Source organism: Mariniflexile sp. AS56 (assembly GCF_030552475.1).
GTDB lineage: Bacteria > Bacteroidota > Bacteroidia > Flavobacteriales > Flavobacteriaceae > Mariniflexile.
This window is the reverse complement of sequence record NZ_JAUPED010000012.1, coordinates 62,484-76,984: the sequence shown is the minus strand read 5'-3', so window position 1 is coordinate 76,984 and position 14,501 is coordinate 62,484. Positions and strand designations below refer to the sequence as shown.

General features: G+C 35.1%; 8 protein-coding genes and 1 tRNA gene. 3 read left to right on the top strand and 6 right to left on the bottom strand.

What is annotated here, in order from left to right; genetic code table 11:
* Nucleotides 1-18 precede the first annotated feature (18 nt).
* The gene (locus Q5N74_RS14560; RefSeq protein WP_304389651.1) at nt 19-3,108 is read right to left on the bottom strand and encodes a TAT-variant-translocated molybdopterin oxidoreductase; all 3,090 of its coding nucleotides are present in this window, start codon (nt 3,106-3,108) and stop codon (nt 19-21) included.
* A 33-nt stretch (nt 3,109-3,141) separates the two neighbouring features.
* Entirely contained in the window at nt 3,142-4,437 is a 1,296-nt protein-coding gene (locus tag Q5N74_RS14555) for a c-type cytochrome (RefSeq protein WP_304389650.1), read from the bottom strand.
* 214 nt (nt 4,438-4,651) lie between these two features.
* On the opposite strand from Q5N74_RS14555, the gene Q5N74_RS14550 reads away from it, so the two are divergent.
* Nucleotides 4,652-5,041, top strand: coding sequence for an SPOR domain-containing protein (locus tag Q5N74_RS14550; protein ID WP_304389649.1), 390 nt, complete (start codon nt 4,652-4,654; stop codon nt 5,039-5,041).
* Between the two features lie 64 nt (nt 5,042-5,105).
* Here Q5N74_RS14550 and infB read toward each other — a convergent pair whose 3' ends face one another.
* From infB to rimP, 3 genes are read right to left on the bottom strand one after another with little or no spacing between them, the layout of a single operon-like run.
* Complete coding sequence (gene infB / locus Q5N74_RS14545; protein ID WP_304389648.1) at nt 5,106-7,934, bottom strand: translation initiation factor IF-2; 2,829 nt, start codon at nt 7,932-7,934, stop codon at nt 5,106-5,108.
* A 29-nt stretch (nt 7,935-7,963) separates the two neighbouring features.
* The gene (nusA, locus tag Q5N74_RS14540; protein WP_304389647.1) at nt 7,964-9,196 is read right to left on the bottom strand and encodes a transcription termination factor NusA; all 1,233 of its coding nucleotides are present in this window, start codon (nt 9,194-9,196) and stop codon (nt 7,964-7,966) included.
* 13 nt (nt 9,197-9,209) lie between these two features.
* On the bottom strand, nt 9,210-9,671 hold the full coding sequence (gene rimP, locus Q5N74_RS14535) for a ribosome assembly cofactor RimP (protein WP_304389646.1): 462 nt from the start codon (nt 9,669-9,671) through the stop codon (nt 9,210-9,212).
* A gap of 214 nt (nt 9,672-9,885) precedes the next feature.
* Here rimP and Q5N74_RS14530 point away from each other — a divergent pair, with 214 nt between their 5' ends.
* Nucleotides 9,886-10,710: a universal stress protein gene (locus Q5N74_RS14530; RefSeq protein ID WP_304389645.1), complete on the top strand. Its 825-nt coding sequence runs from the start codon at nt 9,886-9,888 to the stop codon at nt 10,708-10,710.
* 164 nt (nt 10,711-10,874) lie between these two features.
* On the opposite strand, the gene Q5N74_RS14525 is transcribed toward Q5N74_RS14530, so the two are convergent.
* Nucleotides 10,875-10,947, bottom strand: a tRNA-Gln gene (locus Q5N74_RS14525).
* Nucleotides 10,948-11,189: 242 nt separating this feature from the next.
* Between Q5N74_RS14525 and Q5N74_RS14520 the strand changes: the two genes are divergently transcribed.
* A complete protein-coding gene (locus Q5N74_RS14520) occupies nt 11,190-14,501 on the top strand; it encodes a DUF2723 domain-containing protein (RefSeq protein ID WP_304389644.1) in 3,312 nt (1,103 codons plus the stop codon).

Sequence of the window (14,501 nt, the reverse complement as noted above, 5' to 3'; positions counted from 1 at the left end):
ATTGATTCTTTAGTTAATTTATGCTTCAGTTGTATTTCTCACTTTTGTTTGATACATCACGTTTGGTTTCACCCCAACGCTCTCTAACAAGTGGTACATACGGTTATCTTCTTTAAGTTTTGCAACTTTACTTTCCTTATCGTTAATGTCTCCAAAAACCATTGCCCCATTGCCACAAGCCGCAGAACATGCTGTTTGGAATTCACCATCTTTAATTTCACGTCCATCACGTTTAGCATCAAGAATAGTTTTTTGTGTTTTTTGAATACACATAGAACATTTTTCCATAACACCACGAGAACGAACTACAACATCTGGATTCAATACCATACGTCCTAAATCATCATTCATATGATAATCGAACTCATCATTACCATTGTATAGGAACCAGTTGAAACGACGTACTTTATAAGGACAGTTGTTAGCACAGTATCTTGTACCTACACAACGGTTATATGCCATATGGTTTTGACCTTGACGACCGTGTGATGTTGCTGCCACAGGACAAACTGTTTCACAAGGTGCATGGTTACAGTGTTGGCACATTACTGGTTGGAAAGCCACTTGAGGGTTCATAGAGGCATTCTCCATTTCTCCCAAAGCTCCCGCAATAGCTAAACCTTTTGTACTCTCTTTTTTCTCATTATCACCGTCAAAAGTTTCTTCAGATGAATAATATCTATCAATACGTAACCAGTGCATATCACGGCTACGACGAACTTCTGTTTTACCAACTACAGGCACATTGTTTTCTGCATGACATGCAATCACACAAGATCCACAACCTGTACAAGAATTTAAATCGATAGATAAGTTGAAGTGATGCCCAATAGAGCGATCAAATTCATCCCATAAATCTACATCTGGAGAAGTTACTGGTGTTTCTTTATGATCTAAAGACACCATAGGAACAGCGTTCCAATGTTTCTTGTCTTTTGTATTGAAAACCTCTAAAGATGTTTCTTTAATGATATCTCCACGCCCCATTAAGGTATTATGCAACTGTACTGAAGCAAATTCATGTTCACCAGAAGCAGCCTCAATAGTCACGTTTTGTGCCGTGTTGAAGTTTTGGTATAAAGCATAAGCATTTACACCTGTTTGCATTTCTTCTTTTAAGCCAACAGTTCTACCATAACCAAATGCTAAACCAACAGAACCTTTTGCTTGTCCTGGTTGAATCATAACTGGCGCAGTAATGCTAACTCCATTAACAGTCACTTTAGCATAACTACCATTTAATGCGCCATTAGCAACATGTTTGTTCATTAAACCTAATGCGCTAGCATCGGCTGTAGAAACAGTTAAATAGTTATCCCAAGATGCTCTAGTAATAGGATCTGGAAACTCTTGTAACCATGGGTTGTTGGCTTGTTGCCCATCTCCCATACCTACTTTGGTATATAATGCTAATTCTAATCCTGATTTTTTTGCTGAAGATGCTAAAGCACTCGCAGCATCTCCTGAAGGTGTCTCTGCTAAAGTTTCAGCATCTGACGTGTTTTCAGTTTCAATAGCAATACTTCCAACATAAACACCATCATGTAATGCTTGGTTGAATGAACTACCACCTAATATCGTTGTTCCCCAAGAATCTTTAATATAATCATGGTAAGAAACATCGTTTCCTGTCCATTTTAATAAAGCTTCTTGAAATTGTCTTGTATCAAATAACGGACGAATAGCAGGCTGTGTTAAAGCGTATTGTCCTTTTTTAATTTCAACATCACCCCAAGCTTCTAAATAATGAGGAGCAGCTGCAACATATTGTGTATTTGAAGACGTTTCATCAACTTTCATTGAGAACGCGATCGACAATTCTGTTTTCTTTAATCCTTCAGCAAAATCTGAAGCATTAGGTAAAGTATATAATGGGTTCACACCACTTGTAATAATAGCACCAACTTTACCTGCCTTCATATCGGCAACTAAACTTAATACGGCTTTATCACTACCTTGTCTTGTTTTAATTGGCGTTGCTTTATCAAAAGCCTTACTTCTTAAAAATGCATTGATTTCTAAAGCAACTGTTTGTGCATTCACATCTTGAATACCAGTAACTACAAGAGCATCACTACCTGCATTTTTTAATTGAGCAGCAGCCTTTTTAACAGCATCTTCTATATGATTTGGCAAACTTCCTGAAACAGAGCCACCAACCACATAACTATATAATTTAGCTAAAGCTATTTTTTGTTCACTTGGCGTTAATGGCACACGCTTATCAGCATTTGCACCAGTTAAAGACATATTAGATTCAAACTGAATATGACGTGACATCTTTCCGTTTTGCGGAATTTTGTTTTTTGAATATCCAGAATCAAAACCACCACCTTGCCAGTCACCTAAGAAATCGGCGCCAACAGAAACAATCGTCATGGCTTTAGAAAAATCATAATTAGCTAAAGCACGTTCGCCGTATTTAGCTTGGTAAGCATCTAACGCAGCAGATTCTGAAACAGCATCATAAACAACGTGACGTACATTACCATATTTTTCTTTGAATTCAGAAATCAACTTGCTTGTAGAAGGGCTCGCAAAAGTTTGTGTTAGTAACACAATTTCTTTACCAGCTACTTTTAAATCAGTTAATTTTTGATTGGTTTCCTTATCAAATGTACTCCAAGAAATAGAGGCTTCTCCTTTTCTAGGACCTTGTACTCTTAAACTATCATACAAGCCTAAAACCGAAGCATTCACTCTCGCATTCGCCACACTATTGGTAGCCGCTAAAGCGTTATTCTCAATTTTAATTGGACGACCTTCACGCGTTTTAACTAAAACACTAGCAAAATCAAATCCATCTGCAATTGTAGTTGCATAATAGTTAGCAACACCAGGAATAATTTCTTGAGGTTGTACTACATAAGGAATAGACTTAACAACAGGGCCTTCACAAGCAGCTAAAGATGCTGCAGCGGTACTAAACCCTACATATTTTAAGAAATCGCGACGTGTTGTAGAACTTGCCTCTAATGCATCTTTATCACCTAAAAATTCATCAGTGGGAATTTGATCTACAAACTCGTTTTGTTTTAGCGTCTCAACAATAGAACTATTCTCGTTTAGCTCTTCAACACTTTTCCAGTATTTCTTGTTTGATGACATATTATATAATTGAATTACTTCTTATTAAATTTATTAATAGTGGCATTTTCCACATTCTAAACCACCCATTTGAGCTGCCGTTAACTTATCTACACCATACTTTTTAGATAATTGCTCATGTATTTTAGTATAGTAAGCGTTGTCTTTCATATTCACATCTGTAGTTCTGTGACACTCAATACACCAACCCATAGTTAATGGTGCGTGTTGGTAAACTACTTCCATTTCCTCGATAGGACCATGACATGTTTGACATTCTACACCTGCAACAGTAACGTGTTGTGAGTGATTAAAGTAAACGAAGTCTGGTAAATTATGAATACGAACCCATTTAACTGGTTGTGAATTTCCTGTATATTTCTGCTCAGCATCATCCCATCCAGCAGCTTTGTACAATTTTTTGATTTCTCCATCGTAGAACTCTTTAGAATGCTCTAAAGTAGTTTCTCCATTATATTCATAAACTGATTTATGACAGTTCATACAAACATTTAAAGAAGGAATTCCTGAAGTTTTACTTGTTCTTGCAGAAGAGTGACAGTATTTACAATCAATCCCATTATCACCTGCGTGAATTTTATGTGAGAAATGAATAGGCTGTACTGGTTGATACCCTTGATCTACACCAATTTGCATTAAATAGCCATATACAAAATATGCACTAGTTAATAAAAAGAATATAGAAACAACCAACATTAAGAATTGATTTTGAACAAAAGATTTCCAAAGAGGCTTTCTTGTTGTTTCTTCAGGTAACTCAATATTTTGAGCAGTTGCAAAACGACGTAACGTTTTATTTACTAAAAACAAACCAGCGGCCAACAACATAAATAATATAGCTAAGGCTGCTAATATTATTTCGTTTGAAACACCTCCTGTTGTTGCTGCACCACCCGAAGCCGCAGTAGCTGCTACTGCACTTGCAGGCGCTTCCGCTTTAACTTCTGCTGTATAAGCAAGAATGTTATCAATATCTTCATTTGATAATTGAGGAAAAGCCGTCATTGCAGCTCCGCCATATTCATTGTACACTTTGTTTCCGTAAGCATCGCCAGATTTAACAACCCCTGCACTGTTGTGAATCCAGTTGTAAATCCATTCCTTATCTAAACCTTCATCGTCAGCTAGACGTGCTTCTACATTACGTAGAGCAGGCCCTGTCATTTTCTTATCTAATTGATGACATGCTGCACAGTTGGCATTAAATAATGATTTTCCTTTTGCCGGATCCCCTCCTTGAGCAGAAAGAGCGCTAGTAAATGCTAATAATAAAACTAAGCTTACACGAAGAATGTTTACACTTAATTTACGGTGAATCACCTTTCTCATATTGTTGGTCAAATTAACTTCTAAACTTTGGTATGATTTTTTCATTTAACAATTGAAAAAAATACAGTTAAAAAAATCTCTCGCAAAAGTAATACTTAAAGTCGATTTGCGAAATGTTAGGGAACTGTTAATTGGTAATTTAGAGGGATTCTAAATAATAAAAACAACTTAAATTAAGTTTATAACGTATACATTTGTATAAATATATTTGAAAATGAAATCATTGAATTTAAAAATTAGTGCTTTAGGTCTTATTGCTTTTATGTCTGTTTCTACCTATTCATTTGCTCAACAAGGCAGTATTGTGGTGAATCAAGACAAAAAAATAGCCACTTTATTAGAAGCTAAAAAAGAAATGAATAAAAACGAAGTCGATTCGGACAGATATAAAATACAAATATATTCTGGAAACCGATCTACGGCGGAAGCTTCTCAAAAAGAATTTAACTCCAATTTCTCTGATTGGAAAGCAACTATTGAATATGAAACACCCAACTTTAAAATTTGGGCTGGAAATTACAGAACGCGCTTAGAAGCAGATCGCGCATTGAAGAAAATTAAAAACAAATTTCCTGCGGCTTTTATATTCAAGCCTAAGAAATAACATTTAGTTTGTATAAATAAAAAAAGCGACCAATTGGTCGCTTTTTTTATTTATAATAGTTTTACTACTTAAGCTTCTTTTTAACTTCCACTTCATGGAATGCTTCAATGATATCGTTCTCTTGAATATCGTTGTAATTTTTAATTTGCATACCACAGTCGAAACCTTTAGTTACTTCTCTAGCATCATCTTTAAATCGTTTCAACGAGGTTAATTCACCTGTATGAACAACAACTCCATCTCTAATTAAACGAATACTTGAGCTTCTAAGAATTTTTCCGTTAGTTACCATACAACCAGCAATACTACCAATTTTAGTAACTTTAAATATTTCTCTAATCTCTGCAGTACCTGTTACCTCTTCTTTAAATTCAGGAGATAACATACCTTCCATCGCATCTTTAAGATCGTTGATGGCATCGTAAATAATAGAATATGTTCTGATATCAATTTCTTCTTTATCAGCTATCATTCTAGCATTTCCAACAGGACGTACATTAAATCCAATAATAATAGCATCAGAAGCAGATGCTAATAATACATCACTTTCTGTAATTGCTCCAACACCCTTATGTAAAATATTAACTTGAATTTCTTCAGTTGATAATTTCTGGAATGAATCGGTTAATGCTTCCACAGAACCATCCACATCACCTTTAAGGATGATATTCAATTCTTGGAAATCACCTAATGCGATACGACGACCAATTTCATCTAAAGTAATATGACGCTGTGTTCTAACTGATTGTTCACGTTGTAACTGTGCACGTTTTGAAGCAATTTGTTTAGCCTCACGCTCGTCTTGAAATACATTAAACTTATCTCCCGCTTGTGGCGCTCCGTCTAAACCAAGTATAGATACTGGTGTTGATGGACCTGCCTCAATCACATTATTACCACGCTCATCGTGCATAGCTTTAACCTTACCACTATTTTTACCAGCTAATACATAATCTCCAACGCGAAGTGTACCTGCTTGTACTAAAATAGTTGCAATGTATCCTCGACCTTTATCTAAGAACGCTTCAACAACCGTTCCTAATGCTGGTCTATTTGGATTTGCTTTCAACTCTAATAATTCAGCTTCAAGCAATACTTTTTCTAATAATTCTTTAACACCTGTACCTACTTTTGCAGAGATATCATGTGATTGAATTTTACCACCCCAATCTTCAACTAATAAATTCATTTGTGCTAATCCTTCTTTAATTTTTTCAGGATTTGCTGCTGGCTTATCAATTTTATTAATGGCAAAAACAATAGGTACGCCTGCTGCTTGTGCATGGGCAATAGCCTCTTTTGTTTGTGGCATGATATCATCATCGGCCGCAGCCACAATGATAGCAATATCGGTTACTTGAGCACCACGAGCACGCATCGCGGTAAACGCTTCGTGACCCGGTGTATCTAAGAAGGCCATTTTTTGTCCGTTCTCTAGCTCAACACCATAAGCTCCAATATGTTGTGTAATTCCACCAGATTCACCAGCAATTACATTTTCTTTACGAATATAATCTAGAAGCGATGTTTTACCATGATCGACGTGACCCATTACGGTTACAATTGGCGCTCTTGGTTTTAAATCTTCTTCTTTATCTTCAAAAACTTCTATAGATTCTTCTATATCAGCAGTTACAAATTCAACTTCATAACCAAACTCATCTGCAACAATAGATAAAGTTTCAGCATCTAAACGTTGATTCATGGTTACCATCATCCCAAGTGACATACATGCCGAAATAATTTGGGTAACAGATACATCCATCATCGTTGCAACTTCGCTTGCCGTAACAAACTCAGTTACTTTTAGAATTTTACTTTCAGCTGCTTCTTGCTCTAAGTTTCTTTCCGTTTGATCTCTATGTTGATCTCTTTTATCTCTTCTATATTTAGCACCTTTACCTTTAGAAGACTTCCCTTGAAGTTTCTCTAAAGTTTCACGTACTTGCTTTTTAACATCTTCGTCGCTAGGATCTTCCTTAACAATTGGACGTCTTGCTTGACCAGGCTTGTTACCTTTATAACGATCGTTACCACCGGATCTATTCGAATTATCACCGCCTTGTTGTGGGCCACCAACTTTACTAATACGTCGACGTTTCTTCTTATTAGCAGCTGCAGCATCACCAGGTTTGCCATCCGTTTTCTTATCTTCCTTCTTTTTCTTAGGCTTGTTGAATTGAGATAAATCAATTTTATCACCTGCGATTTTAGGACCAGTAAGTTTTTGGTATTTAGTTTTTACTCGTTCTTCAGGAATTACTTCCCCTTCAGAATTTGTAACAACCTCTTTTTTAACCTCAACAGGCTTCTTAGCTTCAGGTGTTGCTTCTTGTTTCGGTTTCGGCACTTCTGCTTTCACTTCTTCCTTCTTAACAACTTCCACAACTGGAGGTTTTACCTCTTCTGCTTTAACTGTTTCTTTTTCAACAACCTTTTCTACGACCTTTTCAACTACCTTTTCTACAGGCACTTCTTTAGGAGGAGCAGGAGCCACTTTTTCCTCTTGCTTTGGAGCAACAGGTGTTTCTACCGGCTTCTTAGGTTCTAAATCGATTTTACCAACCTGCTTAGGACCAGAAATAATTTTAGAGGCTTTTATAATTTCTTCTTTTCTGGCTGCCTCTTTTTGTTTTTCTTCAAGCTCACGCTCGCGCTGCTCACGCAACACTTCCTTTTCTTTCAGCTTAGCTTCCCCTACTTCCTTAGATGCTACTTTTTTGTTAGCATCTGTTTGAAATTCATTAGACAGAACGGTGTACACCTCCTCTGAAATTTTGGTAGTGGGTCTTTTCTCTATATCGATGCCTTTAGAATCCAAGAATTCTACAGCACGATCTAAAGAGATATTTAGCTCGCGTAATACTTTATTTAATCTAATTGTTTCAGCCATAAATTGCCTTTAAAATACTCAAATATATGTTATTCTTCAAATTCTTCTCTCAGAATTCTAATAACGTCTTTAATTGTTTCTTCTTCTAAATCTGTTCTTTTCACTAAATCTACTACATCTTGCTCTAAAATGCTTTTTGCAGTATCTAATCCAGCTTTACTAAATTCTTCAATAATCCATCCTTCAATTTCATCAGAGAATTCTCTTAACTCAACATCTTCCTCAGCACCTTCTCTAAACACATCGATTTCATATCCTGTTAATTGGCCAGCTAGACGTATATTATGTCCGCCTCTACCAATCGCTTTACTTACTTCTTCTGGTTTCAAGATCACTTCTGCACGTTTTGTTTCTTCATTAATTTTAATAGAAGTAACTCTTGCAGGGCTTAATGCTCTTGTTATGTATAATTGTAAATTATTTGTGTAATTAATTACATCAATATTTTCGTTTCCTAATTCACGTACAATACCGTGAATTCTAGAACCTTTCATACCAACACAAGCACCCACAGGATCAATTCTATCATCATAAGAATCTACAGCTACTTTTGCTTTTTCACCTGGTATTCTTACTACATTTTTAATGGTAATTAAACCATCAAAAACTTCTGGTATTTCTTGTTCAAAAAGTTTTACTAAAAACGCCGGAGACGTTCTAGACATAATGATAGTTGGTTTTGCACCTTTTAATTCCACACTATCAACAACACCTCTTACATTATCACCCTTTCTAAAGAAATCTGAAGGTATTTGTTTTTCCTTTGGAAGCACAATTTCATTCCCTTCATCATCTAATAAAATAACAGCTCTGTGACGAATATGGTGTACTTCAGCTGTGTAAATTTCACCTATTAAATCTTTAAATTGTTTGAAAACAATAGTATTATCGTGTTCATGAATTTTAGAAATAAGGTTTTGGCGTAAGGCTAAAATAGCACGTCTTCCTAAATGAATAAGCTTAACTTCTTCCGATACATCTTCACCTACCTCAAAATCGGGCTCAATTTTACGAGCTTCAGTTAGTGTAATTTCCTGGTTAGGCTCTTCAACTTCACCATCTGCAACTACAACTCTATTTCTCCAAATCTCTAAATCACCTTTATCAGGATTAACAATAATATCAAAATTATCGTCATCACCATATTTCTTTTTTAAGGCACTTCTAAATACATCCTCTAAAATCGCCATTAACGTTACTCTGTCAATTAGCTTATCGTCTTTGAATTCTGAAAAAGATTCAATTAACGCGATATTCTCCATAACTCTTATTGAATTAAAATTTAATCATAACTTTTGCTTCTACAATATCTTCGTAAGCGATATCCGCTTGCTTCTTTACAGTTACTTTACCCTTACCTATTGGTTTAGGCTCCCTAACTTTCCATTCTAAAGTAATATTTGTATCGGTTGCTTTAGTAAGTACACCTTCAATTTTTTCTGAAGCCGTTCTAACTACTAACTCTCTTTTCAAATTCTTACCATACTGCCTTTGGTTTACTAAAGGCGATGTAGCGCCTGCCGACATCACTTCTAAAGAAAAATCATGTTCTTCTCTATCGAAATTGTTTTCTATAGCCCTGCTAACAAACATACAATCTTCAACTAACACGCCATCATCTCCATCAATAACTATAATGATATGATTGCCTTCCTTAATTGAAAACTCAATTAAGAATAAGTCTGGTCGTTCTATCAACGCAGCGTCTAGTAAATTTTTTACGGTATTTTTAAACATTTTTCTTATAGAAAGAGGGGACTTTCCGTCCCCTCTTTCTTTGTTTTAGCCTTTCAACGGTGCAAATATATAATATTTAATTGATTTTTAAAGTAATATTTCATAAATTTAGATACACCTTACTTATCAAATCATAAATTGAGCAATACTGAAAATCGAATGTTTTTTTATGCTAACAGCATCTAAATCATAATTATAAACCAAAACTGAAATTATGAAAAAAATTCTTGTCCCCACTGACTTTTCTACCCAAGCTGAAAATGCTTTAAAGGTAGCCGCACAATTAGCTAAAAAGCACCATTGTGAAATTTATTTATTGCATATTTTAGAGGTGCCTATGCACACCATAGACGCCTTAAGTTCTTACAACGAATTGCCCGAAGCCATGTTTTTCATGAAGCTTGCACACAAACAATTTGAAGATTTAAGAGAAAAAGATTACTTGAAAGACGTTGTAATACATGAACATGTAGAATTTCATGAAATATTTAAAGGCATTTTTCAGGTTTGCAAAAAACAACAAATCGATTTAATTGTAATGGGCTCCAACGGCGCCAGCGGATTAAAAGAAATGCTTATTGGTAGTAATACTGAAAAAGTAGTTCGTACATCACAAACACCCGTTCTTGTTATTAAAAATGAACATAGAACTTTTGGCACCAGACATTTTGTTTTCGCTTCTGATTTTAAAGAAGAAAGCCTACCTCCTTTTGAGAAAGCAATACAATTTGCCAATATTTTGGGTTCCAAAATGCATTTACTCATGGTGAATACACCCAACCATTTCATTACCTCTGGCGATGCACAAAGTAGAATTCTAAATTTTACGAAAAAAGTAAAAATGCCAAACTACACTATAAATATCTATAATGATGTCACGATTGAAACAGGTATTATGAACTTTTCACAATCTATTGACGCCGATATTATTGGCATGAGCACTCATGGCAGACAAGGTATTTCACACTTCTTTAACGGTAGTATTAGTGAAGACTTAGTTAACCACGCGAAACGTCCCGTAATTACATTTAAGATTTAAATTTTTCACATGAAGAAAACAGACACCCCTAAATAAGACTCAAACAAAAACCTACTTACTATTGGCTTATAAAAATAAACAACAAGCACACTTTAAGCGAGCCACTTGAATTACAAGCATAAAAAAAACCCTAACTCAATAAAGAATTAGGGTTTGTAGTAATGTTGGCCTACTAGGGCTCGAACCTAGACTCTTTGGTACCAAAAACCAACGTGTTGCCAGTTACACCATAGGCCATTCGTGTAATGAGGATGCAAATTTAATACAAATAATTCTTTGCGCAAGTTTTTTTTAAAAAATTTATTGCTGATTTTTTATTATTTAAAATAGAGCTTGATTATCAGTCTATAACGCTCACATTTCCATCTGTTTCACTATCGAAACATCTCTTTTTCCATTTATGTTAAGTCTAATATAATATTGAAGGTTCATTTCATATTTATTATTAAATTCGCCAAACCAAACAAAGATCTATATATATGGCACATTTCAACTTTAAAAAATGGAACACAATTTTAGGATGGTTCACTTTTTTAATAGCATTTATAACGTACGGATTAACTGTTGAACCCACTGTTAGTTTCTGGGATGCAGGTGAATACATTTTAACTTCGGCGAAATTACAAGTTGGTCACCCACCCGGAGCCCCTTTATTTCAAATGCTTGGAGCGTTTTTCTCTATGTTCGCCTTAGAGCCATCGCAAGTTGGTTTTATGATGAATATGATGAGCGCCATATCTAGTGCCTTCACTATTTTATTTATGTTTTGGACCATTACCCTACTATTAAAAAAGTTAGTTGGAAATAAAACCGACATCACTAAAGAGCAAGCAATCGCTATTTTAGGTAGTGGTGTTGTAGGTAGTTTGGCTTTTACATTCACAGATTCGTTTTGGTTTAACGCTGTAGAAACTGAAGTTTATGCTATGGCCACCTTAATTATGTCGGTTATGTTTTGGCTTGGGCTGCGTTGGGAACAAGATATGGACAAACCTCGTGGAAACCGTTGGCTTATATTAATTGCCTTCATTATCGGGCTTTCTTTTGGTGTTCACTTTATGGGTTTATTAACCATTCCTGCAATTGGTCTTATCTACTACTTTAAAAATTATAAAACAATTACACTTAAAAACTTCATTGTTGCCAATGTGGTTTCTGTAGCTATCCTATTATTCATATTTAAACTACTCGCACCAAATATTCTTAAAATATTCAGTGTTTTCGAAATTTTCTTTGTCAATTCTATTGGACTTCCTTTTAATTCGGGCTCTATTATTGCAGGTATCTTATTAGTAGTTGTTATTTATTACAGCTTAAATTACACCCGTAAAAAAGGCATGATACATATTAATACAGGTATTTTATGTGTCACTTTTATTATTGTAGGGTTCTCAACCTGGTTAATGCTTCCTATTCGCGCCAATGCCAATGTGGTTGTAAATGAAAACAACCCATCGAGTGCTAGAGAATTATTGGCCTATTATAATTTAGAACAGTATCCGGAAACACATCTGTTTTACGGACCACAGTTTACAGACCAATATGCTTATTTAGATGAAAACAACCCGTATATAGATGACAAACCTAAATACGAAAAAGACGAAGCTAAAGGCGAATATGTTGTAGTAAACGACTATAAAAAAGCAAAACAAAATTACAACCATAAACAAGCATCTATTCTCCCGCGTATGTGGAGTTCAGAACATGCTGAAAACTACATGATGTTTTCTGGATTTTTAGATTTCAAACTAAAACCAGAGTATCAAATGGAAAATGAGTTACGTACAACCGTTACTAATTTTAAGAATGAGGTTGCCAAAGGCGCTGTTGATTATGAAGACTACAACAACTTCTTAAAGCGTTTTAAGAATTACATTGAAATTGAAAAACCTTCACTAGCAAGTAACGTTAAATATATGTTCGAGTACCAACTTGGGTTTATGTACTGGCGTTATTTTATGTGGAATTTCTCAGGAAGACAAGACGATATTCAAGGAAAATATGACAATCATGGAAATTGGATAACCGGAATAAAACCATTAGACGAAAAACTTCTGGGCTACTCTCAGGACAATTTACCTAGTGATGTAAAAAATAATAAAGGACGAAACACCTATTACTTACTTCCTCTTATATTAGGATTGATTGGCTTCTTCTTTTTATTCAACAGTAACAAAAATGTATTTTGGATTCTACTCGTGTTTTTCCTTTTCACAGGAATCGCCATCCAAGTATACACCAACGTGCGCCCTTTTGAACCACGTGAACGTGACTATTCAGTAGTTGGATCATTTTATGTATTCGCTCTTTGGATTGGCTTTGGAGTCTATGCTTTATTTGATGCCTTAAAAAAATATGCATCACCTAAAATTCTAGCACCCGCCATATCTATTATATGTCTAATATTAGTTCCTGGTATTTTAGCTGCAAATAACTGGGACGACCACGATCGTTCAGATAAATATACAGCGCGATCTATGGCCAAAATGTATCTAGATTCTTGTGAGGAAAATGGTATACTTTTCACCATTGGAGATAACGATACTTTTGCACTTTGGTATGCTCAAGAAATTGAAGGCTACAGAACCGATGTACGTGTGGTTAATACCAGTTTATTTCAAACAGATTGGTACATAGACCAAATGAAGCGTAAAGCATACGATAGCGACCCTATCCCGTCGCAACTAACACACGATTTATACAAATACGGCACCAACGACTACATCATTATCGAACCCGTAGTAAAAGACACGTTACAGGTAAAACAATTTTTAGATTTTATATCTAGTAACAATCCCAAAACCAAGTACCGCTACATATTAGAACAAAAAGGTATTGACCTTTCACAGGTTAGAACCCAAGATTTAAATGCAAGTTATTTACCTACCGAGTTTTTAAGAATTCCGGTTAACAAAGAGAATGCATTAAAATACGGCATTGTTCAGCCAAAAGATGCCGATAAAATTGTTTCACATATTGATATTAAAGTCACAGGTGGCGCATTATATAAGAACAGATTGTTAATGCTCGATATTGTAGCGAATAACGATTGGAAACGCCCTATTTATTTTACCGGCGGAAGCTTTGGTGATGATGATTACATCTGGATGAAGGATTATTTACAATTAGATGGTATGTGTTACAAGCTAGTACCTATAAAATCGGAAATAGATAGAGCCAACCCGTTTGATATGGGACGTGTAGATAGTGACCTGATGTATAATAAGGTTAAAAAATGGGATTGGGGTAATAGTGGAAGCCCAGATATTTATCACGACCCAGAAACACGTAAAAACTCTATTTCTTATAGAGGTAATTTAGCCCGTTTAATAGAACAATTACTTACTGAGAAAAAACTAAAAAAAGCAGAAGAGATAGCAGACATTGCCATGACAAACATGCCTGTTGACTATTTTGGATATTACACCCTTTTAGAGCCTTACATTAGCGCTTACTATGAAGTAGGCAATAAAGAAAAAGCACAAAAACTTTTTAAAGAGGTTGCTAAAAAATACCAAGAGAGTTTATACTATTACAGCACCTTAAAAACCGAAAATCAAGAACGTTTATTTGAAGATATTTACACAGATATTGAACGCTATAAAGGTTTAATAAATGTTTTAGTGAAATATGATTTGGAGTTCGCAGAAACAGAAGGAGATGTTTTCAACAACCATTTAATGATGTTTAAACACTTTTACGGAGGTCAACCGGAAACACAAGGAACTGCTCCTAAAAAAGAAAAAGATTTACCTACTACAGATAGCAATATCGATTTAATCACAGAGTAA

Excerpts from the sequence above, each read along its gene's own strand:
- Q5N74_RS14530 (WP_304389645.1), top strand. The coding sequence starts at position 9,886 with ATGAAAAAAATTCTTGTCCCCACTGACTTTTCTACCCAAGCTGAAAAT.
- Q5N74_RS14560 (WP_304389651.1), bottom strand. The coding sequence starts at position 3,108 with ATGTCATCAAACAAGAAATACTGGAAAAGTGTTGAAGAGCTAAACGAG.
- infB (WP_304389648.1), bottom strand. The coding sequence starts at position 7,934 with ATGGCTGAAACAATTAGATTAAATAAAGTATTACGCGAGCTAAATATC.
- Q5N74_RS14550 (WP_304389649.1), top strand. The coding sequence starts at position 4,652 with ATGAAATCATTGAATTTAAAAATTAGTGCTTTAGGTCTTATTGCTTTT.
- rimP (WP_304389646.1), bottom strand. The coding sequence starts at position 9,671 with ATGTTTAAAAATACCGTAAAAAATTTACTAGACGCTGCGTTGATAGAA.
- nusA (WP_304389647.1), bottom strand. The coding sequence starts at position 9,196 with ATGGAGAATATCGCGTTAATTGAATCTTTTTCAGAATTCAAAGACGAT.
- Q5N74_RS14520 (WP_304389644.1), top strand. The coding sequence starts at position 11,190 with ATGGCACATTTCAACTTTAAAAAATGGAACACAATTTTAGGATGGTTC.
- Q5N74_RS14555 (WP_304389650.1), bottom strand. The coding sequence starts at position 4,437 with ATGAGAAAGGTGATTCACCGTAAATTAAGTGTAAACATTCTTCGTGTA.